Below are 23,761 nucleotides of genomic sequence, written 5' to 3'. Positions count from 1 at the left end.
TCGGCATTCCCGTCATCACCCGCGTCAGCACCTGGCGGGAAACGCGCTGGCTGCTTTTTGAATGCCTTCCCCTGTGGACGGCAAAGGAACGCCTGCCCCGCCTCATACGACATCAGAAAGGATAAATCCCCACGCTGCCCGCATCCATGCAGGCATGGTTTCACCGCAAGAATATCCAGAAAATCAGCTGGCCTGACGGCAGTTCCAACACCGCAGCAAACGGAAGAGGCCGGATATTCCCTGAGGAATATCCGGCCTCTTCAAGACCGTTCAACCACGAACGCGTTATCCCAGAATGACGCGAAGCGCCTTCAGAAGACGGTCGATATCGGCTTCTTCAGGGGTACGGGGCAGATCCATGACAAGGCCGAGGCCTTCCATGGCGCTGTGGAACTTTTCTTCTCCCATGCCGCATACGGAAGCCATGTTGACCATGGCGTCGATGGAAAGAATGCTTATGACCGCCTTGCGCAGATCGTCCGTTCCGCAATCCAGGTCAAGCAGGGCAAGGTCGGGGCGCGACGCGCGGACAACATCGCGTCCCTGCTCCAGATCCGGGGCGAAGCGCAGGGAGGCCCCATGCGCTTCAAAGGCGGGGCGAAGCGCTTCCCACAAGGCAGGCCGTGCAGTGATGACAAGAACGTCCATGCCCGGTTCCTCAGTTCTGATGACCGCCGCCGCAGGTGAACTCCAGAGAGAAGGGCTGGAGCTTGCCTTCCAGGAAGGCCTGCACGGCCGCGCCCACGGTGGGGAACATGCCCGCATAGAACACTTCCACGCCCACCTGCTGGAAGCCCATGAGCGGACGCATGCCCATGCCGCCGGCAAGCAGCGCCTTCACGCCGTGGGAAGCAAGGTGCTGCACGGGAGCCATGCAGCCGCCGTGATGATGCGGCACGTTTTCCAGGGTGGTGACGTTCTTGATGGCGCCGTCTTCAATATCCACAAGAGTATAGATGTCGCAATGGCCGAAATGCATTCCCATCTGAGCGTCAAGGCCGCCGGGAAGGGCGGAGGGAACAGCAAGAAGCGTATTCATGAAAAACTCCGTTTCTGGTCGTTGATTCGGCCTAGCGGCCGGTTTTGATGTTCTGAAGGGCCGACCACATGTCCTTCAGTCTGTCTCCCACAGGGTTGGGAAATTCCGTAAGGGCCTGACGACGTACCATGGCCTGCGTGACCACGGGGGAAAACGGCAGTCTTCCCAGCAGGGTATGACCGTTTTCCGCACACAGGGCGGCGATGGCGTCGGCTTCGGCGGCATTGATGTCCGCCTTGTTGATGATGACGGCAAGCGGCACGCGGAAATGCCGGCACAGCTCGGCGACGCGGGCGAAGTCATGACGGCCGGACGGCGTAGGTTCCACCACGCCCACGGCAAGCCCCGCTCCGGAAAGGGAGGCGATGACCGGGCAGCCCACACCGGGGGAACCGTCGCAGAGAATGGTGTCCAGCTTCTGTTCCTTGGCGTACCTGCGCGCCTCGGTCTTGAGCAGGCCCACAAGCTTGCCGGAATTTTCCTGTCCCGGGAAAAGCTGGGCATGCACCATGAGGCCGAAACGGGTGTCGCTCACATACCAGTCGCCGCAATGGCGTTCGGGGAAATCCACGGCCTTCTGCGGGCAGAGCTTCACGCATACGCCGCAGCCCTCGCAGCGCAGATCGTCCACACAATAGCCGTTCTCTCCCCTGGAAACGGCCCCGAAGGCACAGAGCTTCGCGCAAGTTCCGCACTGCACGCACGCTTCACTGCGGATCACGGCATGACTTCCCGATATGAAGGGCGTCGTCTGCCGTACGGAGGGGGAAAGCAGGATGTGCAGGTCGGGCGCGTCCACATCGAGGTCGCAGATGACCTTGTTTTCGGCAAGGTGGGCGAAGGCCGCGCTGACGGTGGTCTTGCCCGTTCCGCCCTTGCCGCTGATGACCACTATCTCACGCATGGCCGCCCTCCTTTTCTTCCATCGCGCGGGAAAAAGCCTCACGCAGGGCGTCGCGCAGGGCCACAAAACGTTCCCGCCACGCCGGGGAAAGGTCGGCAAGAAGCCTGCCTCCCGCATACTGTTCGGCCGCCTCACGCTCAAAGGGCAGTGCGGCAAGAAGCGGCAGACCATGCTCCCGGCAGTAGGCGCGCACGGCTTCGTCGCCTTCTTCATTGCCCTCGGCTCCCGCGCGGTTGATGACCACGAACATGGGCCGGCCCAGGGGCAGAAACGCCTTGTGCGCCAGAGTGAAATCGTAAAAACCGAAGGGCGTGGGGTCGGCCACCAGCAGAACGGCATCCACATCCCGCGTCACGGTCACGGTGGGACAGCTCACCCCGGGAGGCGCGTCGAGCAGCGCGTCGGCGGGAATTTCTTCCAGCATCCGGGCAAGCAGCGCGTGCTCCTCGCGCAGAAGCGGCGGCGTCATGGATTCCCCTATGCGGGTGCGGCCCATGAGAAAACGCACCTTCCCTTCCAGCGCCGTTCCCTGTTCCAGAACGCCGAGTTCACGCCTGCCCCGCCTGAGCGCTCCGCTCGGGCAGACGGCAAAGCAGCCGCCGCAGCCGTGGCACATGTCTGGGAAAAGACTGATCCGGCCCGCAAAGGAGGCTATGGCCTTGTAGGTGCAGATGTCACGGCATTTTTCGCAGTGCACGCACTTTTCAGGATCCATCTCCGGCACGGTAAGCCACGAGGTACGGCTCTGCTCCATGGTCGGATGCAGAAAAAGGTGAAGGTTGGGGGCCTCGGCATCCGTATCCACGGCCACAAGAGGCGCATCCCATACCCGCGCCAGAGAAGCCGTAACGCTGGTCTTGCCCGCGCCGCCCTTGCCGCTGGCAATGGCGATCTTCATGCGCTCTCCCCTACTTGTTGGAAGCTTCGGCAAAAGGAAGTTCCCCGCGCACGAAACGATCCACCGCCTCACGCACGGTAACGCCCTCCACGTCCTGGCAGATTCTGATGCCGGCGGCGGTAAGCGCGTCAAAGGCCTTGGGGCCCACATATCCGCTGATGACCACTTCCACCCCTGCGCGGGCCATGCGTTCCGCGGTTTCTATACCCGCGCCCATGGCCATCATCTGGGACTCACCGTTGTCGATATATTCCACCTTCATATCCGGAAGTTCCACCACCACGAAGCCGCCGGCACGCCCGAAGCGGGGGTCGACTTCATCGTCAAGGGTGGGGCCTTCACTGGAAACGGCTACTTTCTGCATGTTCATCTCCTTGCAGGGCGTATGGGAAACGTGCTGGGAAACGGCGTAATTGCCTCCCTCTATGCGCAGTGCCAGCCCCCGGCTGAGCGCCGTGGCCACGGTGCGCCGTGCGGAAGAAAGCGTGCGCCCGAAAATGAAGCGCGACACGCGCATCCTCGCCGCCGCGTCAATGGCGGTGAGCCCTTCCATGTCGGCAAGGCGCAGAGCCTCCAGCTCTTCCACACTCAGCGTCACCTCTTCCAGCTCCCGCATGGGTATGCCGCGGGGCTTGAAATAGGTCACGCTGGGCGCGCTGCTTACATAACGACAATGTCTTGGGCGGGGCATCCTTTCTCCCGGCGCGATTCTTTCTTCACGCCTCTGTTGTTTTGCACAAATGAGCATAATACACAAAAAAGCCTTGTCAAGCTGCGGCCCGGAATTTTTCCGGGGTCCCGCCCCATGCGCCTCCCGGTCACGGAACATTCGTTCCGCCCTTCCCCGCTCCGGAGGCCTGCTTTCCGCCTCTTCATAAGCTCCCGAAGCTCCGCCGGAAGACGCAAGGAAGGCTGCCCCCGGCTCCGCCCGCTTCCCCCCGTCAGGGAAAGCCTCCGGCGACGCGCCTTTTCTTCTTCTCTGTTGAAGCGCACACCGCGCTTTCCCGGCCTCCGGAAAAGGCAGGCCCTGCTCCGGGGAGCTTCCGCAGGCGGCATGTCCCGGCAGGATCAGGCAAGAAAAAGAAAGAATCGTATCTGGCGCATCTTCCCCTTCTGCTCTATATTCCGCCATACTCGGGACGGGCATGGCCGCAACTTGCGCAAAACGTTCAGGAACGCTATGTCCTTTGCAAGAGGAAGCATCATCATGGATCACGGTATTCTTTTCGATCACGCCCGCGCCGCGCGCATCGGCCTGCCGGAAGCGGTCTTCTGTGAAGGCAAGCCGGTGGAAGCCGTGCGCGAACTGCTGGAACAGTTCGGCAGAGGTTCCGGCCGCCCCATACTGTTCACCCGGCTTTCCGAGAGCGTCTTTTCCGGCATGCCCGAAGCCGTACGGGAGCGCTATGACTACCATCCCCTTTCCCGCACGGCCTTCGGCGACACGCTGCCCGCATGCAGCAAGGGACGGGTCGCCGTTGTTTCCGCCGGAACGGCGGACGGGGCCGTCACCTGGGAGGCCGCGCGCACGCTGGAATACCTCGGCATAGAACATGCGGTTTTTGAAGACTGCGGCGTGGCGGGACTGTGGCGTCTCACCGAACGGCTTGAGCAGATCAACAGCTTTCAGGCCGTCATCGTGGTGGCAGGGCTCGACGCGGCACTTGCCAGCGTTCTGGGCGGACTGACGCCCCGGCCCGTTTTCGGGGTGCCCACGTCCGTGGGATACGGTGTCGCACGGGGCGGCAACGCCGCGCTTTCCAGCATGCTGGCAAGCTGCGCCCCGGGCATCGCCGTCATGAACATCGACAACGGCTACGGCGCGGCATGCGCCGCGGCGCGCGTGGTAAACAATCTATGAAAAACGAACATCACGAACATTCCCACACCCACCATCATCACGACTCGCCCTCCGGCTCCGTGCTGACCATACGCGCCCACTCCGGCCTTTCCGGCGATATTTTCCTTGCCGGACTTCTGTGCATGACGGGCATTGAACAAAACGAACTGGCCAAGAAACTTGCCGCCATCATGCCCGAGCTGGAAGGTTCCGTGCACCTCGTGCGCACGGAGGTGAACCACATCGGCGGCATGCATGCACAGGTGGACCTGCCCCATCAGCACGAACACCGCACCCTTGCCGACGTGCTCTCCATCATTGCCGCGGGCGGCATGAGCGAAGAGGGCAAAGCCCTCGCCTCCGAAGCCTTCACCATTCTTGCCCGGGCCGAAGGCGCCGTACACGGCAGGCGGCCGGAAGAGGTGCACTTTCATGAAGTGGGCGCGCTGGACAGCATTCTCGACATCTGCATGAGCTGCGAACTGTTCTGCCTGCTCGCCCCCTCCCGATTCGTGGTCAGCCCTCTGCCCATGGCCGACGGTTTCGTGCGCTGCGCCCACGGCATCATTCCCGTCCCTGCGCCTGCGGTGCTGGAACTCATGGACGGCGTGCCGGTGCGCCCCTTCCCCGGTCAGGGAGAAACCGTCACCCCCACGGCCATGGCGCTGCTGAAGGCTCTCCCCGCAGAGTTCGGCCCCTGGCCCGCCATGCGGGTGGAGAAAAAGGCTCTTGTCTACGGCACCCGTGTGTTTGAAGACGCGCCGAACGGAGCGCTGTTCGCATACGGAAGCGCCGACGCCGAGTAAATCCGCTGCAGGAGAACATCATGGACCTCACCCTTCTCGCCGGACTGCGGCAGACCATGTATGAGGCGGCGAAAGACGGCGCCTTCGCCCTTGCCTATTCCGGCGGGCTGGACAGCCGCTTTCTTGCCCATGCCGCGAAGCTTTCCGGCCTGAAGCCGCTGCTTCTGCACGTCACGGGCCCCCATGTGCCGCCGGAAGAAACCCGCTTCGCCCGCACCTGGGCGGAAAAAAACGCCCTGCCCTTCCGCGAGGTGCCCGTGAACCCGCTGAACCTTCCCCCGGTGGCGGCAGGCTCGCGCGAGCGCTGCTATGCCTGCAAGAAGGAGCTTTTCACCCGCCTTCTTGCGGAAAGCTCCCTGCCCCTCTGCGACGGCACCAACGCCTCCGACGCCTCGGCCTATCGCCCGGGCATACGCGCCGTGCGGGAACTCGGCGTCATCTCCCCCCTGGCCCTTGCCGGACTCGGCAAAAAAGAGATACACTTTCTTGCTGAACAAACCGGCATGGAACAGCCCATGCAGAAGGCCCGCCCCTGCCTGCTCACCCGTCTTCCCTACGGTGCGACGCCCACAGAAGCGATCCTTGCCGCCGTGGCCGCGGGAGAGGAGGCGGCACGCGCTGCCCTTGCCCGGCACAACATGGAAAACGTCGACCTGCGCCTGCGCCTTGTGGCGCCGGACAGGGTGGAACTTCACCTCATCGCTTCCGACATGGAAATCATGAGCGTTCCCTTCAGGGAAAAGCTCGTTCAGTGCGTCCATGCCGCCATGCCCGGATATCCCCGCCCCGTCCTGTCGGCGCAGGAATCGCTTTCCGGTTTTTTCGACAGGACATAATCGCCCTTCACCGCTCCATACCCGTATCAGGAGGAATCATATGGCAGCTTCGAAAGTGTACTTTACCGACATGCGCTGCAAGGTGGGCACCAGCCTGCTGGAAAAGCTGGACAAGCTCATGCTTGCCGCAGGTATCGACAGCATCGACTTTGAAAACAAATTCGTGGCCATCAAAATGCATTTCGGGGAACCGGGGAACCTTTCCTTCCTGCGCCCCAACTTCGCCCGTGCCGTGGCCGACCGCGTGAAGGATCTGGGCGGCAAGCCCTTCCTCACCGACTGCAACACCCTGTATGTGGGCCGCCGCAAGGATGCCCTCGAACACCTGACCGCTGCCAATGAAAACGGCTTCTCGCCGCTCAGCACCGGCTGCCAGATCATCATTGCCGACGGCCTGAAGGGCACGGACGACGTGGAAGTGCCCGTCAACGGCGGCATCATTCTCAAAAGCGCCTTCATCGGCCGCGCCATCATGGACGCCGACATCTTCATTTCCCTCACGCACTTCAAGGGGCATGAACTGACCGGCTTCGGCGGCGCCATCAAGAACATCGGCATGGGCTGCGGAAGCCGCGCCGGCAAAATGGCCATGCACTGCAACGGCAAGCCCACGGTGGACGAGGAAAAGTGCCGCGGCTGCCGCACCTGCACCCGCTACTGCGCCCAGCAGGCCATTACCGTGACCGACCACAAGGCGCATATCGACCATGACAAATGCGTGGGCTGCGGCCGCTGCATCGGCGTGTGCAACTTCAACGCCATTGCCAACGCCATCGACGCCAACAGCAACGACGTCAACAGCCGCATGGCCGAATACACCAAGGCCGTGGTGGACGGACGCCCCCACTTCCATATCAGCATCGTGAACCAGGTCTCTCCCTGCTGTGACTGCCACGGTGAAAACGACGCCGCCGTGGTGCCGGATATCGGCATGTTCGCCAGCTTCGACCCCGTGGCGCTGGACAAGGCCTGCATCGATGCGGTGAACGCCGCTCCGGCCATCGCCACCAGCGTGCTCAGTCAGTGCGACCACTCCGCGCACGACCACTTCACCAGCATTCATCCCACCACGGACTGGCGCGGCCAGATCCGTCATGCCGAAGCCATCGGCCTCGGCAGCGGGGAATATGAACTGATCAGGCTCTAAGCCGACGCGGGGCCGCCTTCCCGGAAGGCGGCCCCTTTTTCATCAAGGGCTTTCCGCTACCTCGCACACCCCGCAGAAGCCTTCCTCTCCCGAAAGGGCAAAACAGCCCGGGGATATTCTTCCTATACCTTTGGCAGCTCCCCGTATCGAAAAATCTCCGGCAGAACGCCGCTCAGACTTTTCCCTCCGCCTCGCTCTCCTTCAAAAGCGCATCCAGAAACTTTTCCGCCGCGCGGGAAAAGGCCCGGTACTTCTTCCATGCCACGGCCAGCCCCACTTCCAGTCTGGGTTCCAGAGGGCGGAAACACAACGGACCTTCCTCCTCACAGCGGACAATGCCGTCCAGGCACAGGGCACAGCCCATGCCCGCCTCCACCATGACCGAGGCGTTGTACAGCAGATTATAGGTTCCCACCACGCGCAGCCGCTCGAAGCGTTCCCCCAGCCAGCCGGAAATTTCATTGACCACCAGCGCCTGCCGCGAACAGAACAGGGGCAGGTCCGCCACATCTTCGGGACGCAGCGCCTTTTTTCCCGAAAGGGGATGATCCCGGCGCATGAGCACTCCCCATACGTCCTTCACCGGAAGATGCACATATTCGTACCGGGCAAGATCGGTCGGCCCCACGAATACGCCGAAATCCACCAGCCCTTCGTCCAGCTTTTCCGTCACCTCGGCCGCATTGCCGCTGAAAAGGTGATAGGATATGTGCGGATGCGAAGAAGAAAGGCGGCAGGCCGCTCCCGCAATGATGCGCATGGCACGGCTTTCCCCGCCGCCTATATATACGTCGCCGCTTACCTCCTCATCCGCCGAACGGAATTCCTCCACCGTTCTGTCGGCAAGGGCCACGATTTCCTGCGCCCTCTTGCGCAGAAACATGCCCTCTTCCGTCAGCGTCATCCGCCGCCCGCCGCGCAGAAAGAGCTTTTTGCCGAGTTCCTCCTCCAGATCCATGATCTGGCGGGAAAGCGTAGGCTGCGTCACATGCAGAAGTTCCGCCGCTCTTGATATGTTCTCCTCCTCCGCCACAGCCAGAAAATAGCGCAGCACCCGAAGTTCCACGACTTCCCCCTTTGTCCGCCTTCTGCCGGACGAATATTGCGGCATGTCTCCGATACGGCTGTCTTCTGCCCGGAATCAACCGCTATTTTCATACCTGCAAGGCATAGCTTTCTATTTGATATAAGTATTTGCTATTGGTATTCCTCCTCCGTATAACAAAGTCAACACGATTTTCCGATCCAGGAGCCTCCATGAAAACCTTTGCCTCCGTTCTTCTTTCCGCCTTGCTCACGCTGCCCGCAATGCCCGCATGCGCCGGAAAATCACCCTTCCCCGTACCGGATACGGTCAGTCCCGAACTTGGAGCCATGATATCGGCCGGTATTCCCGACAACTGGCGCAACCGGCCGCAAAATGCGGCAGAATGGAAGGCCTGGGCCTCGGCCATGGCTGAAAAGCAGTGCGCCGCCCTGCCCGCTCTGCGGGAAAAACTGGGCGTCACCTCCCGCTCCGACGTCATGGCGGGAGTACCGGTTTTCATCATAGAACCGAAGGACGTTGCCGACGACGGGCGCATTCTTCTGCACCTTCACGGCGGCGGCTATGTTCTGGGGCAGGGAGAAGCCGGCACTCAGGAAGCCGTACTCATGGCAGGCATCGGAAAATTCAAAATCATTTCCGTGGACTACCGTATGGCTCCCGATTTCCCGTATCCTGCCGCCATAGATGACGCCATGGCCGTATACCGCCATCTTCTCTCCCGTACGCCCGCAGAACGCATCGGCGTTTTCGGCACATCCACAGGCGGAGCCATGACGCTCATCCTCGCTTTGAGAGCCAGGGCGGAAAAACTCCCCCTGCCCGCCGCACTGGGAGCGGGAACCCCCTGGACGGAGCTCGGCAAAACCGGCGACAGCTACTTCACCAACGAAGAAGTGGACAACATCCTTGTCGGCTACGACGGGTGGCTTGCCGGAGCGGCGGAAATCTACAGTGCGGGGCACGACATGACCGCCCCCTTCCTTTCCCCCGCGCGGGGCGATGTACGGGGCTTTCCTCCCACCATGCTCACTTCCGGCACGAGAGATCTTTTTCTCAGCAATACCGTACGCATGCACCTGAAACTGCGCGAGGCGGGAGTCCCCGCCGACCTCATCGTGTTCGAAGGGCTCTCCCACGCCCAGTATCACATGAATGAAGACATGCCGGAAGCCCGGTTCCACTTTCAGGAACTCGGCCGATTCTTCAGAACTCATCTGAAGTCTTCCGCCCCCGAAGAACGCTGAACAATCCTCCCTCATCCTGCATCAGGGCGTATTCCGCCGGCCTTTTCCCGCCGCGCGGAATGCACCTTGCTCCTCTGCACCCAAAAACCGCCCCGGCGGATGACATCAACCTTCATACGACAAGGAGACACCATGAAAAAGACGCTTATCGCCGCCTCCATGCTCGGCCTTCTTCTCGCCCCGGCCGTTCCCTCACAGGCAAACGACATCGCCGTTCCCGCCGATGCCGCGAACTTCTACCAGAGCGACAAGGTGAACAGGGAAAAGGTATCCTTCCCCACCCTGTACACCATGAAGGTCGCAGGACATCTCTATACGCCGAAAGGCATGGAAAAAGGCTCCAGGCTCGCCGCCGTGATCGTGGGGCATCCCATGGGAGCGGTCAAGGAACAGAGCGCCGACCTTTATGCCGCCAGGCTGGCCGAAAAGGGATTCGTCACGCTGTCCATCGATCTGCCCTTCTGGGGAGAAAGCGAAGGCCGGCCCCGCAACGCCGTTTCTCCCGACATGTACGCCGAAGCCTTCAGCGCGGCGGTGGACTTTCTCGGCACGCGCGACTTCGTCAGACGCGAAAGCATCGGCGCGGTGGGCATCTGCGGCAGCGGGAGCTTCGCCATCAGCGCAGCAAAAATCGATCCCAGGCTCAAGGCCGTCGCCACGGTAAGCATGTACGATATGGGCGCAGCCAACCGCAACGGTCTGCGGCACTCCATGTCTCTGGAAGACCGCAGGGCCGTTCTTCAGCAGGCAGCCGAACAGCGCTATGCGGAATTTGCCGGAAAGGAACCGCTCTATACCAGCGGAACCGTGCATGAACTGACGGAGCAGTCCACGCCCGTGGAACGCGAGTTCTACGCCTTCTACCGCACCAGCCGGGGAGAATTCACGCCCGAAGGCGCTTCCCCCCTCACCACCACGCACCCCACGCTCACCAGCAACGTGAAGTTCATGAACTTCTACCCGTTCAACGACATAGAAACCATTTCTCCCCGGCCGCTGCTCTTCATTACCGGGGAAAACGCCCATTCCATCGAATTCAGTGAAGATGCCTACCGCCGTGCCGCAGAACCCAAGGAACTGCTTATCGTACCCGGCGCAGGGCATGTGGATCTGTACGATCGCGTCAGCCTCATTCCCTTCGACAGACTCGCAGAATTCTTCAAGAAGAGCTTGAACTAACAGCACAGGCCCGCCGGGAAGGCGGGCCGCTCCCGCATCGGACGCTCTTTCCCGGATGCGCCCGGCGGCGCGTTCCATGTATGGACGGCGCCGCTACACCTTTTTTCACAGAGATCCGCCATGCAGACTCCCCACAGTGACGCACCGGTCGCCAAGGCCCGCTGGTTCGCCGTATTTTCCCTGTTCATGGGCGTCACCTGCCTCATTTCCGCAGAATTCACCCCCGTCAGCCTGCTTACTCCCCTTTCGCAGGGGCTCGGCATCTCCGAAGGCATGGCAGGCCAGAGCGTTACCGCCGTGGGAGCGCTGGCCATGATCACAAGTCTTCTGCTCGCCCCCCTCACCCGGCATACCGACAGGCGGCGCATACTCCTTACCCTTTCCGCCCTGCTCATCGTTTCCAACCTTATCGTTGCCTCGGCCGAAAGCTACGCCGCCCTCATGCTGGGGCGGGCGCTGCTCGGCGTATGCGTGGGAGGCTTCTGGTCCATGGCTTCCGCCGTCACCATGCAGCTTGTGCCGCAGAAGGATATTCCCCGCGCCCTGAGCATCCTTTACTCCGGCGTGGCCGTGGCCACCATTCTTTCCCTTCCTCTGGCCAGTCTGCTGGAAGAACATTTCGGCTGGCGCAACGTGTTCCTGTTCTCCACCGCGCCCGGCCTCCTCGCCCTGTTCTGGCAGTATGCCTCGCTTCCCTCCATCGCACCGCGGCCGGGAAACGATTTCCGCGGCATGGCCGCCCTCTTCAAGGTCAGATGGGCGCTGGCGGGCATAGTCGCCACCATATTCAGCTACGGAGGATACCACGCACTCTTCACCTACCTGCGTCCCTACCTGGAGCACGGCCTTCTGCTGGAATCCACCGGACTTTCCTCCATGCTCCTGGCCTACGGTGTGGCCAACACCCTGGGCACGCTCTGCGCGGGCGTGCTTCTGAACCGGAGTTTCCGCCTGACCATGCTCGGCGTGCACGCTGCGCTCACGGCGGCGGCGCTGCTCCTCTTCCTTCTGCCCGGCCGCATGACCGCAGACCTGGCGCTCATTCTTCTGTGGGGATTCGCCTTCGGGCTCATCTGCGTGGGCTGGACGGCGTGGATAACCCTCACCCTTGCCGACAAGGCGGAAATCGCAGGCGGACTTTCCGTGGCGGCCATACAGTTTTCCATCGGCTTCGCGGCCGCGGCAGGCGGCCATATCTACGACGCCTCCGGCATGGGGGGAATCTTCCTTCTGGCGGCAGGCGGGCTGTGCACGGCCGCACTTCTTGCCTTCACAAGCTTCACCCTTTATGCCGGAAGCACCGGCAACAAGCTGCATTGACATGATATTTTCCCTAAAGGCACAACCGTGCCTTTCCAGAACGCCCGGAGAAACAAGAAGAATTCTGAGAGAATCGGGCAAGAAATCGAGAGAAGAATCTCTATCTTTCCCCCATCTGCCGCGCTAGGCTTCTTCATGTCCGGCACATGGAATTCTCCCGCAACACCACCGGACAAGCCGGAAAGGCCGCCATTTCCGCCCCCGGAAAGCACCGTTCTCAGGCGGACATGCCGCCTTTCCCTGCCACCTTCAAACGCCGTATCCACAAGGAGCAGCCATGAATACCATCACCGATCTTTTCCCCCGGGGCGAGGCCAACACCGCCTATGCCGCATACTTCACGGGCAACAGCTGGCTCAGCATGCTTTCCACGGAAGGCGTGGTCATCGGCAACGTCACCTTTGAACCGGGCTGCCGCAATCACTGGCACGTCCATCACGCCACGAAGAACGGCGGACAGATTCTGCTCTGCACGGCCGGACGCGGCTGGTATCAGGCCTGGGGCAGTCCCGCCCGGGAACTGCATCCGGGCGACGTGGTCATCATCCCCGCAGGCGTCAAGCACTGGCACGGCGCCGCCAAAGACAGCTGGTTCGCCCATGTGGCCGTGGAAGTGCCGGGCGAAGACTGCCGCAACGAATGGCTGGAAGAAGTAAGCGACAAGGAATACTCGGTCCTTCCGTAGGCCCGCACCGGCATTTCGCCTTCTCAAAGCCGTTCCTCTCCCGGAGCGCGCCGCAGTCTGACGGCCAGGGCGCCATCTTCCCCGCTCATACTCCTCCCTGCCGTTCACCCGGAACGGTCCTTCCCCTCCCTGGAGAAGATGCAGCGCCAGCGGCACGCTCCCGCTCCCCCCACCCCGGCATCCTTCATGCCGGGGTCTTTTTTTTGCAGAAAAACATGCTTTTCCCCAGAGCCGGACGCTTCTCCGGGAGGCATTTTCCCCTCCTTTCCGCCCGGAAAGCCCTGCGGGGGAAGGAGCGGAACGCTCTGCGCAGGCAAAAAAAAGAATTTTTCCGAAGGGCTTCCCTGTACCTTGACATTTTTGCAAGAGGTCAATATAAGGATTTCCAGATATAGAGTTATATCAAGGCAGGCATGATGATGGAATACTTCCTCGAACTTCTCGACGAACGCATGTGCAGGGGCGGAACATCAGGCGCACCTGTCTCCTTTCATGCCTGAATCAGGCTGGCAAGGAGCCCGTGCGACAAGCGCGGGCTTTTTCATTTTTGTTCACCATACCTTGCCGGCGAAACACGCTGATACCAGCATCCGGCCTCCCGGCAGGCACAACAGGCATTCATTGAACGGCAACACGCCGCAAAAAAGGATATCGCATGAGCAAGCATATCGACACCACCTGCGTTCAGGGCGGATACACCCCCGGCAACGGTGAACCCAGGCAGATTCCCATCATCCAGAGCACCACGTTCAAGTACAACACCAGCGAGGATATGGGAAAGCTGTTCGACCTTGAGGCCAGCGGCTACTTCTACACCCGCCTGCAGAACCCCACCAACGACTATGTGGCTGCCAAGATAGCCGAGCTTGAAGGCGGCACCGCCGCCATGCTCACGTCCTCCGGTCAGGCCGCCTCGTTCTTCAGCGTGTTCAACCTGGCAAGCGCGGGCGACCATGTGGTGGCCTCCTCCACCATCTACGGCGGCACCTACAACCTCTTTGCCGTCACCATGAAGCGCATGGGCATCGACTTCACCTTCGTCACGCCCGACTGCACCGATGAGGAACTGGAAGCGGCCTTCCGCCCCAACACCAAGGCCGTGTTCGGGGAAACCATCGCCAACCCCGCCCTCGTCGTGCTCGACATCGAGCGCTTCGCCAAGGCGGCCCACGCCCACGGCGTGCCGCTCATCATCGACAACACCTTTGCCACGCCCGTGAACTGCCGTCCCTTTGAATGGGGCGCCGACATTGTGGTGCACTCCACCACCAAGTACATGGACGGTCACGGCATGGCCGTGGGCGGCTGCATCGTGGATTCCGGCAAGTTCGACTGGATGGCCCATGCCGACAAGTTCCCCGGCCTCTGCACGCCCGACGAAAGCTATCACGGCATCACCTACGCCACCAAGTTCGGCAATGCCGGCGCCTACATCACCAAGGCCACGGCCCAGCTCATGCGCGACTTCGGCTCCATCCAGTCCCCGCAGAACGCCTTCCTGCTGAACGTGGGTCTGGAAAGCCTGCATGTGCGCATGGCCCGTCACTGCGCCAACGGCCTTGCCGTGGCCAGGTTCCTCAGTGAACACGACCAGGTGGACTGGGTGCGCTACCCCGAACTTCCCGGCGACAAGTACTACGATCTTGCCAAGAAGTACCTGCCCAACGGTTCCTGCGGCGTGGTGAGCTTCGGCGTGAAGGGCGGCCGCAAGGCTGCGGAAAACTTCATGAAGCATCTGCGTCTCGCCGCCATTGAAACCCATGTGGCCGACGCCCGCACCTGCTGCCTGCATCCGGCCAGCGCCACGCACCGCCAGATGAACGACGAAGAACTGCGCAGATGCGGCATCGCGCCGGAACTCGTGCGCTTCTCCTGCGGTATTGAAAACGCCGAAGACCTCATCGCCGACATCGATCAGGCCCTCGCCTCCAACCGCTGATCCCTGAGGGGCCTTCCGTCCATGCGGAAGGCCCCTTTTCGTACGCGCCCTCACGCTCAAGGCTCACCATCATCCGGGGAGAATGCCATGCCCATCATGATTCCCAATGAACTTCCTGCGGTAAAAACGCTGAATCAGGAAAATATCTTCGTCATTACCGAAACACGCGCCCTCACGCAGGACATCCGCCCGCTGAAGATACTCCTGCTCAACCTCATGCCTACCAAAATAGCCACGGAAACGCAGCTCTCCCGCCTGCTGGGCAACACTCCCCTTCAAGTGGAACTTGAACTTATCCACACCACCAGCCACGAATCCAAGAATACCCCGCGCAGCCATCTGCTTTCCTTCTACAAAACCTTTGAGGATGTCTACGCGAACTACTACGACGGCATGATCATCACGGGAGCACCCGTGGAGCTCATGCCCTTCGAGGAAGTGGAATACTGGCAGGAACTGTGCGAAATCATGGAATGGAGCAAAACGCACGTTCACAGCACCTTCCATATCTGCTGGGGCGCGCAGGCCGGGCTGTACTATCACTACGGCATTCAGAAAAAGCTGCTTCCCAAAAAGATTTCCGGCATTTATCCCCATCATGTGGATCACGCGGGTTCCATTCTCTTCCGGGGCTTCGACGACGTGTTCATGGTTCCCCATTCCCGCAACACCACCATCGACAGAGCCGATGTGGAAAAGGAACCGGCGCTCAAGATACTCGCCTCCTCCCCTGTGGCGGGCCTTTACGCCATTTCCACCGACAGCGGCAGGCAGATCTTCATCACCGGCCATTCCGAATACGACGCCGACACCCTGCACAGGGAATACACCCGCGACCTTGCCGCCGGCATCCATCCTGAAATTCCGGAAAACTACTATCCGAACGACGATCCGAGCCTTGCCCCGCGCATGACCTGGCGTGCCCATGCCCACCTGCTCTATGCCAACTGGCTCAACTACTTCGTCTACCAGTCCACGCCCTACGATCTTGCGGAACTCGAACGTCAGGCCCGCAGAAACAGCGTCTAGCCTTCTGCGCATCCCAAAGATGACACGGCCCCGCAGGGAAAAGGCGAAAAAACGCCTTGCCCGGCGGGGCTTTTTCATCATGCCGCCAAGTCCCCCCCATGCGCCGCCCCGGCGTTTCATGAACCACAGGCTCCTGCGGCAGAAAAACGCCCTGTGCCGCCTTCTTTCCCGGGCGCGGCTTCCGTACCCGTCTTCCGAAAAAAAGCCTTCCGGCGAATACCGCGCCGGAAGGCTTTTTTCATGTTTTTCCCGCATCCTAGGAAAGAATGTCGTGCATGCTCAGAATGCCCAGGGGGTGATGTTCCCCGTCCACAATGAACACACAGGTGATCTTCTTTTCCTCCATGACGCCCTGAGCCTTGGCACTCAAGGCATCTGCGTCGATGCACACGGGGTTTCTGGTCATGAGATCGCTGGCCGAGCTTTCAAGGATGTTCGGCCCCATGTGACGGCGAAGATCGCCGTCGGTAATGATGCCCACAAGTTTTTCCCCGTCCATCACGCCCACACAGCCGAAGCCCTTGCGCGTCATTTCGGCAAGCACGCTCATCATGGGCGCGTCAAGCTGCAGCAGCGGCATGGCGTCGCCGGTGTGCATGAGGTCGCGCACCAGAGAAAGCTTATGCCCCAGAGAGCCTCCGGGGTGGAACTTGTGAAAGTCCTCCCTGCCGAAGCCGCGCGCGGTGAGCAGGCACATGGCGAGCGCGTCCCCCAGAGCCATCTGCACCGTGGTGCTCGTGGTGGGCGCGCAGTCCAGGGGGCAGGCTTCGTGCAGAGGCGGCTGCAAAAGAAGATGATCGCAGTGCTTGCCCAGAAAGCTGTCCGCATTCCGGGTAATGGCCACGATGGGCATGTTGTTCTGGGAGGCATACAGCACGATGTCGGTGAGTTCCGCCGTATTGCCGGAATTGGAAATGGCAATCACGGCGTCGTCGGGCGTCATCATGCCGAGATCGCCGTGACTGGCTTCGGCCGGGTGGATGAAATACGCGGGAGAGCCGGTGGAAGCGAGTGTTGCCGCTATCTTGCGCGCCACATGCCCGCTCTTGCCCATGCCCGTGACGGCAATGCGGCCCCTGATGCCGAGAAGGCACTTCACCGTGTTCTCAAATTCTTCCCCGAGGCCGTCGGCCAGAATACGGAGGGCCTGCGCCTCATCGCGCAGAACCTGCCTTGCTTCGTCAAGATATGTCATGATGTTTACCCGGCTTTTTCACTGAGGATGCGGCGCACCTCTTCCAGGTCTTCCGGCGTGTCCACGCCCGGCCCCATGGACTCCACCTCAAGCACGCGGATGGCAACCCCCGCCTGAAGTACACGGAGCTGTTCCAGCTTTTCCGTATTTTCCAGCGGAGAATACGGCAACGAGCCGAAGCTCAGGAGAAATTCGCGGCGGTAGGCGTAGATGCCGAGATGCCCGAAATACGAAGGCGCGATGCCCCCGGAACGCGGGAAGGGAATGGGGCTGCGGCTGAAGTACAGGGCATTGCCGTTGTGGGCGCACACCACCTTCACAAGGTTGGGGTTCTGCGCCTGCTCCGTGCTGATGCGGTAGCAGAGCGTGCCCATCTGAAGCGACGCATCCTCCAGCATGGCGCGCGCCAGCTTTTCGATGGAGGCAGGCTCCACCAGCGGCTCGTCGCCCTGAATGTTCACATAGATGTCGGCAGGATGTGCCCCGGCCACCTCGATGAGTCTGTCGGAACCCGAAGCGCAGTCCGGGCTCGTCATCACGGCCCTGCCTCCGAAGGCCTCCACGGCCTTCAGGATGCGCTCATCGTCCGTGGCCACCAGCACTTCGTCGAACAGCGAAACCCGGCGCACCCTTTCATACACATGCTGCACCATGGGCTTTCCGCAGATATCCACCAGCGGCTTGCCCGGCAGGCGCGTGGACGCGTAGCGGGAAGGAATGACGGCAATGATGCTCATAACGCCCCCTTCTTGGCAAGGCCGTCAAAGGCCTTGATAAGGGAAAGAAATTCAGGAAGATCCCTGATGGCCAGCATGTTGGGGCCGTCGCAGGGGGCCTTGTCCGGGTCGGGATGCACTTCCATGAAGATGCCTGCCACGCCCACGGCCGCGGCCGCACGCGCCAGCGTGGGCACGAATTCCCGCTGACCGCCGCTGCAGGAACCCTGCGCGCCCGGAAGCTGCACGGAATGCGTGGCGTCGAACACCACGGGCGCAAACTTCTTCATGATTTCCAGGCCGCGCATGTCCACCACCAGATTGCCGTAGCCGAAGCTGGTGCCGCGCTCACAGAGAGAAATGCGTTCGTTGCCCGTGGAACGGGCCTTTTTCAGCACGTTTTCCATTTCCCACGGCGCAAGGAACTGCCCCTTCTTGATGTTCACCGGCTTCATGGTGGCGGCCGCCGCAAGAATGAGGTCGGTCTGACGGCAGAGGAAGGCGGGAGTCTGGAGATAATCCACCACTTCCGCCACGGGCGCGGCCTGTTCGGCGGTGTGGATATCCGTAAGAACCGGAATATCCCTGCTCTCACGCACTTCCGCAAGGATGGAGAGCCCCTCCTTCATGCCCACACCGCGAAAGCCCGCGCCGGAGGAGCGGTTCGCCTTGTCGAAGCTGGATTTGTAGACGAAGGGAATATCCGCAGCGGCAAAAATTTCCTTGAGCGCGGCGGACACTTCCAGCGCATGGGCCCGGCTTTCTATGGCGCAAGGCCCGGCTATGAAGAAGAGAGGCAGCGTATTGTCGGCCTTGATGTACGGCCTGCCGTGGAATGCAAGTTCAAACATGAAAAACTCCGGGCCCGTCGGGCGGAAAAAGGAAGAAAGTCGGGCAGAGTATAAGCCATGCGCACGCCGACTTCAAGTAATGAGCGGCGCGGCGACGGCAGCCCGGAACCTTCCCTCACAGGAAAAAAAGGACCGGTCGTCATCACAACAGGGATGGACAGATATCATAAACATAGATATCTCTGAAGCAGATAGAAACCATGAGAAATCATACGGACGTTCACGCACGCAGCTGTGCAGCCGCGCCCCCCGTTCCCCGCACTGCGGAACCGGTCCCCTTTCCGAAACACTATGCAGGAGCGGAATCTGTCCACACCATGATACAGAACCGCACGCCGTCCTTCTGAAAAAAGAGATTCCCATGTTCAAGCATACTCCTCAGCTTCAGCCCGTCGTTCTCCAGAGCGAAATTCTTCACGATGTCGTTGTGCTTCCCGAAAAATACGGCTTTTCCGGAGCCTGGTGCAACGGCAGGCCCGTACCTCTGGCGCATATGTGCCGCAGAGGAAAGCAGGCACGCAGGCAGGCTCCGTTCATACGCCCCGTGCGCACGGTGGAGGCCCCCTGCATCTGGGGCGGCATATTCCAGCATCATTACGGGCACTTTCTCATCGAAACCATGCAGAACCTGTATGCCTTTCAGCAGCACCCGGAACGCCGCATCGTCTGGCGCAACGCCACGGAGGATTCCATGACCTCATGGCAGAAAACGCTGCTGCACCTTACCCGCTGTGACCGCAACGGGTATGAATTCGTTACGGAACCTACGCTGTTCAAGGATATTCTCTTTCCCGTGCCGGGGCTTATGTGCGACGTATGGCTTACCCCGGAACAGGCCGATGCCTTTGCCGTTTTTGAAACGCCCGTTCAGAAGGGAAAACGCATCTGGCTTTCCCGTTCCGACGTGCAGTCCGACAACATCGTCTTCACCAACGAACGCGAGCTGGAAGCCATGCTGGCATCGCGCGGCTGGACCATCGTCCATCCAGAGCATCATTCCGCAGAGGAACAGCTTGAAATCATAGGCTCCGGCGAGGTGGTCATGGGCTGCATCGGCTCCGCCTTCCACACCATGCTTCTTCTGAAGAATCCGGGGTCCCGGTACATCGTCATCAACAGAATGAACGGTGAAAGCGAAGCGCACAACCTGCAGTTCGACCTCATCGCCCGGGCAAGAACCGACAACTACTATGTGTGGGAACCCCCGAAGCATGACGCGCCCGCGCTTTACCGGCGCAAGACCCATCATTCCTGGCCCTGGTATGCCTTCGATCTGGATGCCATACGCCGCGAACTGGACGCGCGCGACGACTTCTGCGGAAACATGGAAGGCTGCCCGGGCATGACGCCCATCAAGGACAGGCCTGCCGTCAACGCCGTAGGCTCTCCCATTCTTTTCCAGCTGGAAGTCTCTCCCATGGACCGGCTCTATTATTTCTACCGTTATGTGCGGAAGATGGGCCGCCCCCTGAAGGACCGCTGGACAGATCTTCAGCAGAGGCTGTGGACGAAGCTTCACCGTTCCTGAGCGCCCAGCTCCCGGATCACACGTTCCAGAACACGGGGCGCGACTTCCAGCGAATAGGAAAGCTCAAGACGCTCCGTGTCCTTGTGCGCGTCCTTCCCCGCAGGACCTGCAGAAGCGATGGGAACATTGAACGACAGAAGTTCCTTCATGGGCAGATCGTAGACGCTCCCCCAGCCGGGCATGTTGTCCGCCAGGCTCTGAAGTTCTTCCCTGCTTCCCTGAAAGCCCATATAGCTCAGATCCATGATGCCGCTGAAGCATTCCACCAGGCGCATCTGTCCGACGCTGCGTTCAAGGTCGGCGCATACGCCCTCCATGATGGAACGCAGTCTTCTTTCCCCGGCCGTGGAGCGCGTATTGAGCCGCTGGGGATAGTACGGGGGCAGGAAGCCCACCACGATGGCCGGTCCCTTGAGATTGGCCAGCGACACCAGATGATCGGCCACGGCCAGCCCCTTTTCCGGCTCATCCATATCGGAAGGAAGACTGCGCGCAAAGGCGCGGATGCGCTGCTGCACGCTTTCCATGCCCTCTTCCCGCGCAAGCTCCTCCATGAGTCCGCTGAAGGTAAGCACGCGGCTTTCCCATGCGGGAACGGGAGAATCGCTTCTGCCGGAGCGCCTCTGAAATTCCCGCCCCGCCTCGCGGATGCCGGAAAGAGTCTGCTCCAGGGCCTTTTGTGCCACCTCGCGGCAGATCTGCAGAATGTCCAGCGGGCTGCGGCTTACGGAAAGCACGTTGAAATAGGCCGCCGCCCTCTCCGGCAGCGTCACGGAATAGCTGTCGCGCAGATCCTTCAGCTTGAGGCAGACAGGCGGGGGCAGCGTATCGTCGCCGCTGCCGTCCATGAGGTCGGCACAGCAGTCCATGAGGCTGACCACGCGCGCGGCAAGGTTGGCGGCGTTCACGCCGTCGAAGGCATAGCCCACATGGGCCTCGCGCCCCACGCAGAAGAACAGCGGCATGATCTTGCCCGTGGTGCCGGTAAACAGGGTGCGGCAGCTTCTGCTCCCCTCCGTGCTTTTCGAGGTCCAGAAGGCCGGTTCCCCGGAAAGCGCCGCCTCCAGCTCAAGGCCCTGTTCCTGCAGAAACGCGCAGAGTCCGGAAAGAGAGCCGCGCATGCCGGCGGAGCTGCCCTCCTCGTCGGGCACGGCCAGAAAAAGCAGGTTCACGCCGAGTTCCTCCCGGCGGCGGGCCATGTGCGCAAGATACGCCATGTGCAGGGCGATGCCGGCCTTCATATCCATGACGCCGCGACCGAAAAGCCAGTTGCCGGAGGCAAGATCCTCCCTTGCCTCTTCGGGAATGTCGCGTTCCGCCACAAGACGGGTATAGGTATCGGTATCAAAGGCCTCCTCGGCCAGGTCGCCGCAGACGGCGGTATCCACCACGTCGAAATGCCCGTTCAGAAGCACCGTGCGGCCGGTCTCCTTTCCGGCCCGCACCAGGGCAAGCACCGCATGCCTTTCCAGACCGCCTTCCTCCACGGGAAGCAGGCGCAGAAAGGCGGGATGGCTCTGAAAATATTCCTCCCCCGCAAGGCTCTCATAAATAAAGGCGGCGGCTTCGTTCTCCCCTGCCGTATGCGATATGCTGCGTATGCTCACCAGCTTTTTTATCAGCGCAAGCAGGCCTTCCTTCGTGTACTCAAGCATATCTCTCCCTCCGGCAGCAAAACATGCCGCCCTCGGCAAGGCGGCCCTTATCACGAACAGCCGCTCCGAAACCGGCCTCATCTTCCTGCACCCGACACCGGCCGAGGCAGACACGGGCACCTGCCCGCTCCCCGGCTCGTCGCCGGGAAAGAACCTTTCTTTGCAAAAGCAAAAAAAACACGCGCCAAAAACGTTCCGCCCACGGCTCCGGAAGGCGCGGCACGCCGGAACCACGGCAGGAATCCTTTCTCATGCGCAGTCGCTGGTTCCCCTGCCACAGAAAAGACAGGGTGCCCTGCCCGGCTTGCAGGCAGCGCTCCGGCCCGGAATGACGGCGTTTTACAAACGCAGAACGCGCACGGCAACCTTATAGTCACCGTGCGCGTCTTTTTCAAGCGTCATGGTATCGGTCCGGCCGCTTCACGGTCGAACCGTTACTTGTCGAGCAGTTCCTTCAGGGAAGCACGAAGCGCGTCGTGAAGCTTCTCGTCCTTGAGGCCGAAGTAAATGCCGGCGGTCAGGTAATCGACCCAGTCGCCCGCGTCGAAACGGCGGCCCTGCATCTTCACGGCCAACATGCCCTTGTCCTTCATGTAGTCGGCCAGAGCGTCGGTAAGCTGGATTTCACCGCCCTTGCCGGGTTTCACCTTGGCGATGTAGTCGAAGATTTCCCGGGGCAGCACATAACGGCCGACAATGGCGAGGCGGGAATTCATGGAACCCACGGCGGGCTTTTCCACCATGTCGGTAATGCGGTACACGCCTTCTTCCAGTTCTTCACCGGCCACCATGCCGTACTTGTCGATCTTGTCGGCAGGCACTTCCATCACGCCGATGGTAGGCATGTTGTACTTTTCCGCCGCCTGCACAAGCTGCACCAGACCGGCGTTGTCGCCCACCATGAAGTCGTCGCCCACCATGACGGCGAAGTAATCTTCCTGCACCATGGATCTGGCGCAACCCACGGCATGGCCCAGACCGAGCTGCTGCTTCTGACGCACGGCCATGACTTCCACCATGCTGGCGGCATCCTGCACGGCCTTGAGCTGTTCGATCTTGCCGGCTTCGGCCAGCAGTTCCTCAAGTTCGATGTTACGGTCAAAATGATCTTCCACCACGCATTTGTGGCGGTTGGTCACAAAAATAACTTCCTGCACGCCGGCGCGCACCGCTTCTTCCACAACATACTGAATAACGGGCTTGTTGTAGATGGGAAGCATTTCCTTGGGAATATTCTTGCTGGCGGGAAGAGAACGGGTACCCCATCCTGCGACAGGAAGAACGACTTTGCTTACTTTCATGACGACCTCACAGAACCTTGGAAAAAGATATTTACGGCTTCCGCCGCTTTCCAGAACAAAGCGGAAAACTCCCGCTTAAACGCATATTGCGGTCCCCCCACGCCTTATGAACCGGCATCCATGCAGGCGCTGTGTCCGCATAAAAAACCTTCTTCTGCATTATCAACTAGATACGCATGATATGCGATCCTTTAAAGTCAAAGTACACTTTTTTTTTCCTTACGTCCACAGATTCCTGCAATTGTAAAAAGAATGAAACAAAAAAGTTATCTTCTTCAAATATTCCGCCGAATACCTGTCATATTGCCGGGAATGAGCATAACGCCCCCCTTTTTCCGCCGGAAAAAACGGACAAGGCAGGCTCCCTCCCGCGCCCTTTGATGCAGAAAGCCCCGGCATCGGCTCCGGGGCTTTCCGTTCAGAGGGATATCTTCTTTTCTGCTTTCTTATTCTTCCGGTACATGCCAACATACACGGCCCGGCAGAGCGACATGACGCACAAGCTTTCCTGCCGGGCACCGCTTCCGGCCATGCCCGCCCGGAAAGCTCCCGGGAGGCGGCTTCCGGCAGAGGATTCTTCTCCGACAGCGCGAACACCTTT

23 protein-coding genes are annotated in these 23,761 nt (G+C 60.8%); 11 read left to right on the top strand and 12 right to left on the bottom strand.

What is annotated here, in order from left to right; genetic code table 11:
• Positions 1–285 precede the first annotated feature (285 nt).
• The 5 genes from Q0K07_RS08885 to Q0K07_RS08865 are packed head-to-tail and all read right to left on the bottom strand — an operon-like array spanning position 286 to position 3,532.
• Entirely contained in the window at positions 286–648 is a 363-nt protein-coding gene (locus Q0K07_RS08885) for a hypothetical protein (RefSeq protein WP_294558566.1), read from the bottom strand.
• Between the two features lie 10 nt (positions 649–658).
• Complete coding sequence (locus tag Q0K07_RS08880) at positions 659–1,039, bottom strand: NifB/NifX family molybdenum-iron cluster-binding protein (protein WP_294558564.1); 381 nt, start codon at positions 1,037–1,039, stop codon at positions 659–661.
• Positions 1,040–1,070: 31 nt separating this feature from the next.
• Positions 1,071–1,943 (bottom strand): ATP-binding protein, encoded by an 873-nt coding sequence (locus tag Q0K07_RS08875; protein ID WP_294558562.1) that lies wholly within the window; start codon positions 1,941–1,943, stop codon positions 1,071–1,073.
• Entirely contained in the window at positions 1,936–2,841 is a 906-nt protein-coding gene (locus tag Q0K07_RS08870) for an ATP-binding protein (protein WP_294558560.1), read from the bottom strand. Before Q0K07_RS08870 ends, Q0K07_RS08875 begins: the two co-directional genes overlap by 8 nt.
• A 10-nt stretch (positions 2,842–2,851) precedes the next feature.
• Positions 2,852–3,532: a DUF134 domain-containing protein gene (locus Q0K07_RS08865; protein WP_294558558.1), complete on the bottom strand. Its 681-nt coding sequence runs from the start codon at positions 3,530–3,532 to the stop codon at positions 2,852–2,854.
• A gap of 489 nt (positions 3,533–4,021) precedes the next feature.
• Between Q0K07_RS08865 and larB the strand changes: the two genes are divergently transcribed.
• Genes larB through Q0K07_RS08845 form a run of 4 tightly spaced genes read left to right on the top strand, consistent with a single transcriptional unit; the run spans position 4,022 to position 7,470 of the window.
• Entirely contained in the window at positions 4,022–4,702 is a 681-nt protein-coding gene (gene larB / locus Q0K07_RS08860) for a nickel pincer cofactor biosynthesis protein LarB (protein WP_294558556.1), read from the top strand.
• Complete coding sequence (locus Q0K07_RS08855) at positions 4,699–5,487, top strand: LarC family nickel insertion protein (RefSeq protein ID WP_294558555.1); 789 nt, start codon at positions 4,699–4,701, stop codon at positions 5,485–5,487. Before larB ends, Q0K07_RS08855 begins: the two co-directional genes overlap by 4 nt.
• Before the next feature lie 20 nt (positions 5,488–5,507).
• Positions 5,508–6,323, top strand: a complete 816-nt coding sequence (locus Q0K07_RS08850; RefSeq protein ID WP_294558553.1) for a tRNA(Ile)-lysidine synthetase — start codon at positions 5,508–5,510, stop codon at positions 6,321–6,323.
• A 40-nt stretch (positions 6,324–6,363) separates the two neighbouring features.
• Complete coding sequence (locus tag Q0K07_RS08845) at positions 6,364–7,470, top strand: DUF362 domain-containing protein (RefSeq protein WP_294558551.1); 1,107 nt, start codon at positions 6,364–6,366, stop codon at positions 7,468–7,470.
• A gap of 172 nt (positions 7,471–7,642) precedes the next feature.
• On the opposite strand, the gene Q0K07_RS08840 is transcribed toward Q0K07_RS08845, so the two are convergent.
• On the bottom strand, positions 7,643–8,536 hold the full coding sequence (locus Q0K07_RS08840) for a LysR family transcriptional regulator (protein ID WP_294558549.1): 894 nt from the start codon (positions 8,534–8,536) through the stop codon (positions 7,643–7,645).
• 191 nt (positions 8,537–8,727) lie between these two features.
• Here Q0K07_RS08840 and Q0K07_RS08835 point away from each other — a divergent pair, with 191 nt between their 5' ends.
• The 6 genes from Q0K07_RS08835 to metA all read left to right on the top strand — a co-directional run bounded on the left by Q0K07_RS08835 (position 8,728) and on the right by metA (position 15,914).
• Positions 8,728–9,762: an alpha/beta hydrolase gene (locus Q0K07_RS08835; protein ID WP_294558546.1), complete on the top strand. Its 1,035-nt coding sequence runs from the start codon at positions 8,728–8,730 to the stop codon at positions 9,760–9,762.
• Positions 9,763–9,894: 132 nt separating this feature from the next.
• The gene (locus Q0K07_RS08830; RefSeq protein WP_294558545.1) at positions 9,895–10,941 is read left to right on the top strand and encodes an alpha/beta hydrolase; all 1,047 of its coding nucleotides are present in this window, start codon (positions 9,895–9,897) and stop codon (positions 10,939–10,941) included.
• A gap of 120 nt (positions 10,942–11,061) precedes the next feature.
• Positions 11,062–12,261: an MFS transporter gene (locus tag Q0K07_RS08825; RefSeq protein ID WP_294558543.1), complete on the top strand. Its 1,200-nt coding sequence runs from the start codon at positions 11,062–11,064 to the stop codon at positions 12,259–12,261.
• 277 nt (positions 12,262–12,538) lie between these two features.
• Complete coding sequence (locus Q0K07_RS08820) at positions 12,539–12,946, top strand: cupin domain-containing protein (RefSeq protein ID WP_294558541.1); 408 nt, start codon at positions 12,539–12,541, stop codon at positions 12,944–12,946.
• Between the two features lie 655 nt (positions 12,947–13,601).
• Positions 13,602–14,885 carry an O-acetylhomoserine aminocarboxypropyltransferase/cysteine synthase family protein gene (locus Q0K07_RS08815; protein ID WP_294558540.1) on the top strand — a complete coding sequence of 428 codons (1,284 nt, stop codon included), beginning with the start codon at positions 13,602–13,604 and terminating at the stop codon, positions 14,883–14,885.
• Between the two features lie 87 nt (positions 14,886–14,972).
• A complete protein-coding gene (gene metA / locus Q0K07_RS08810) occupies positions 14,973–15,914 on the top strand; it encodes a homoserine O-succinyltransferase (protein WP_294558538.1) in 942 nt (313 codons plus the stop codon).
• A 256-nt stretch (positions 15,915–16,170) separates the two neighbouring features.
• On the opposite strand, the gene Q0K07_RS08805 is transcribed toward metA, so the two are convergent.
• From Q0K07_RS08805 to kdsA, 3 genes are read right to left on the bottom strand one after another with little or no spacing between them, the layout of a single operon-like run.
• Positions 16,171–17,109, bottom strand: a complete 939-nt coding sequence (locus tag Q0K07_RS08805) for a KpsF/GutQ family sugar-phosphate isomerase (protein WP_294558536.1) — start codon at positions 17,107–17,109, stop codon at positions 16,171–16,173.
• A gap of 5 nt (positions 17,110–17,114) precedes the next feature.
• Positions 17,115–17,846 carry a 3-deoxy-manno-octulosonate cytidylyltransferase gene (gene kdsB / locus Q0K07_RS08800; RefSeq protein WP_294558534.1) on the bottom strand — a complete coding sequence of 244 codons (732 nt, stop codon included), beginning with the start codon at positions 17,844–17,846 and terminating at the stop codon, positions 17,115–17,117.
• Positions 17,843–18,676 carry a 3-deoxy-8-phosphooctulonate synthase gene (gene kdsA / locus Q0K07_RS08795; protein WP_294558533.1) on the bottom strand — a complete coding sequence of 278 codons (834 nt, stop codon included), beginning with the start codon at positions 18,674–18,676 and terminating at the stop codon, positions 17,843–17,845. The genes kdsB and kdsA overlap by 4 nt, the downstream gene beginning before the upstream one ends.
• A gap of 361 nt (positions 18,677–19,037) precedes the next feature.
• On the opposite strand from kdsA, the gene Q0K07_RS08790 reads away from it, so the two are divergent.
• Positions 19,038–20,204: a glycosyltransferase family 61 protein gene (locus Q0K07_RS08790; RefSeq protein WP_294558531.1), complete on the top strand. Its 1,167-nt coding sequence runs from the start codon at positions 19,038–19,040 to the stop codon at positions 20,202–20,204.
• Here the strand turns inward: Q0K07_RS08790 and Q0K07_RS08785 are convergent.
• From Q0K07_RS08785 to Q0K07_RS08775, 3 genes are all read right to left on the bottom strand, one after another.
• On the bottom strand, positions 20,192–21,859 hold the full coding sequence (locus Q0K07_RS08785; RefSeq protein WP_294558529.1) for a M20/M25/M40 family metallo-hydrolase: 1,668 nt from the start codon (positions 21,857–21,859) through the stop codon (positions 20,192–20,194). The genes Q0K07_RS08790 and Q0K07_RS08785 overlap by 13 nt on opposite strands.
• A gap of 434 nt (positions 21,860–22,293) precedes the next feature.
• Positions 22,294–23,160 carry a UTP--glucose-1-phosphate uridylyltransferase GalU gene (gene galU / locus Q0K07_RS08780; protein WP_294558528.1) on the bottom strand — a complete coding sequence of 289 codons (867 nt, stop codon included), beginning with the start codon at positions 23,158–23,160 and terminating at the stop codon, positions 22,294–22,296.
• A gap of 219 nt (positions 23,161–23,379) precedes the next feature.
• The coding region (locus Q0K07_RS08775) for a hypothetical protein (RefSeq protein ID WP_294558526.1) at positions 23,380–23,761 on the bottom strand (382 nt) is incomplete at its 5' end.

It is taken from the genome of uncultured Mailhella sp., from assembly GCF_944324615.1.
Lineage (GTDB): Bacteria > Desulfobacterota > Desulfovibrionia > Desulfovibrionales > Desulfovibrionaceae > Mailhella.
This window is presented reverse-complemented; position numbering and strand designations above follow the sequence as displayed.

What these genes read in the sequence shown, in the direction of transcription:
- Q0K07_RS08825 (WP_294558543.1), top strand. Translation starts at nt 11,062, where the DNA reads ATGCAGACTCCCCACAGTGACGCACCGGTCGCCAAGGCCCGCTGGTTC.
- Q0K07_RS08785 (WP_294558529.1), bottom strand. Translation starts at nt 21,859, where the DNA reads ATGCTTGAGTACACGAAGGAAGGCCTGCTTGCGCTGATAAAAAAGCTG.
- larB (WP_294558556.1), top strand. Translation starts at nt 4,022, where the DNA reads ATGTCCTTTGCAAGAGGAAGCATCATCATGGATCACGGTATTCTTTTC.
- Q0K07_RS08870 (WP_294558560.1), bottom strand. Translation starts at nt 2,841, where the DNA reads ATGAAGATCGCCATTGCCAGCGGCAAGGGCGGCGCGGGCAAGACCAGC.
- Q0K07_RS08875 (WP_294558562.1), bottom strand. Translation starts at nt 1,943, where the DNA reads ATGCGTGAGATAGTGGTCATCAGCGGCAAGGGCGGAACGGGCAAGACC.
- Q0K07_RS08790 (WP_294558531.1), top strand. Translation starts at nt 19,038, where the DNA reads ATGTTCAAGCATACTCCTCAGCTTCAGCCCGTCGTTCTCCAGAGCGAA.
- kdsB (WP_294558534.1), bottom strand. Translation starts at nt 17,846, where the DNA reads ATGAGCATCATTGCCGTCATTCCTTCCCGCTACGCGTCCACGCGCCTG.
- Q0K07_RS08865 (WP_294558558.1), bottom strand. Translation starts at nt 3,532, where the DNA reads ATGCCCCGCCCAAGACATTGTCGTTATGTAAGCAGCGCGCCCAGCGTG.
- Q0K07_RS08820 (WP_294558541.1), top strand. Translation starts at nt 12,539, where the DNA reads ATGAATACCATCACCGATCTTTTCCCCCGGGGCGAGGCCAACACCGCC.
- metA (WP_294558538.1), top strand. Translation starts at nt 14,973, where the DNA reads ATGCCCATCATGATTCCCAATGAACTTCCTGCGGTAAAAACGCTGAAT.
- galU (WP_294558528.1), bottom strand. Translation starts at nt 23,160, where the DNA reads ATGAAAGTAAGCAAAGTCGTTCTTCCTGTCGCAGGATGGGGTACCCGT.
- Q0K07_RS08855 (WP_294558555.1), top strand. Translation starts at nt 4,699, where the DNA reads ATGAAAAACGAACATCACGAACATTCCCACACCCACCATCATCACGAC.
- Q0K07_RS08885 (WP_294558566.1), bottom strand. Translation starts at nt 648, where the DNA reads ATGGACGTTCTTGTCATCACTGCACGGCCTGCCTTGTGGGAAGCGCTT.
- kdsA (WP_294558533.1), bottom strand. Translation starts at nt 18,676, where the DNA reads ATGTTTGAACTTGCATTCCACGGCAGGCCGTACATCAAGGCCGACAAT.
- Q0K07_RS08805 (WP_294558536.1), bottom strand. Translation starts at nt 17,109, where the DNA reads ATGACATATCTTGACGAAGCAAGGCAGGTTCTGCGCGATGAGGCGCAG.
- Q0K07_RS08815 (WP_294558540.1), top strand. Translation starts at nt 13,602, where the DNA reads ATGAGCAAGCATATCGACACCACCTGCGTTCAGGGCGGATACACCCCC.
- Q0K07_RS08850 (WP_294558553.1), top strand. Translation starts at nt 5,508, where the DNA reads ATGGACCTCACCCTTCTCGCCGGACTGCGGCAGACCATGTATGAGGCG.
- Q0K07_RS08830 (WP_294558545.1), top strand. Translation starts at nt 9,895, where the DNA reads ATGAAAAAGACGCTTATCGCCGCCTCCATGCTCGGCCTTCTTCTCGCC.
- Q0K07_RS08845 (WP_294558551.1), top strand. Translation starts at nt 6,364, where the DNA reads ATGGCAGCTTCGAAAGTGTACTTTACCGACATGCGCTGCAAGGTGGGC.
- Q0K07_RS08880 (WP_294558564.1), bottom strand. Translation starts at nt 1,039, where the DNA reads ATGAATACGCTTCTTGCTGTTCCCTCCGCCCTTCCCGGCGGCCTTGAC.
- Q0K07_RS08835 (WP_294558546.1), top strand. Translation starts at nt 8,728, where the DNA reads ATGAAAACCTTTGCCTCCGTTCTTCTTTCCGCCTTGCTCACGCTGCCC.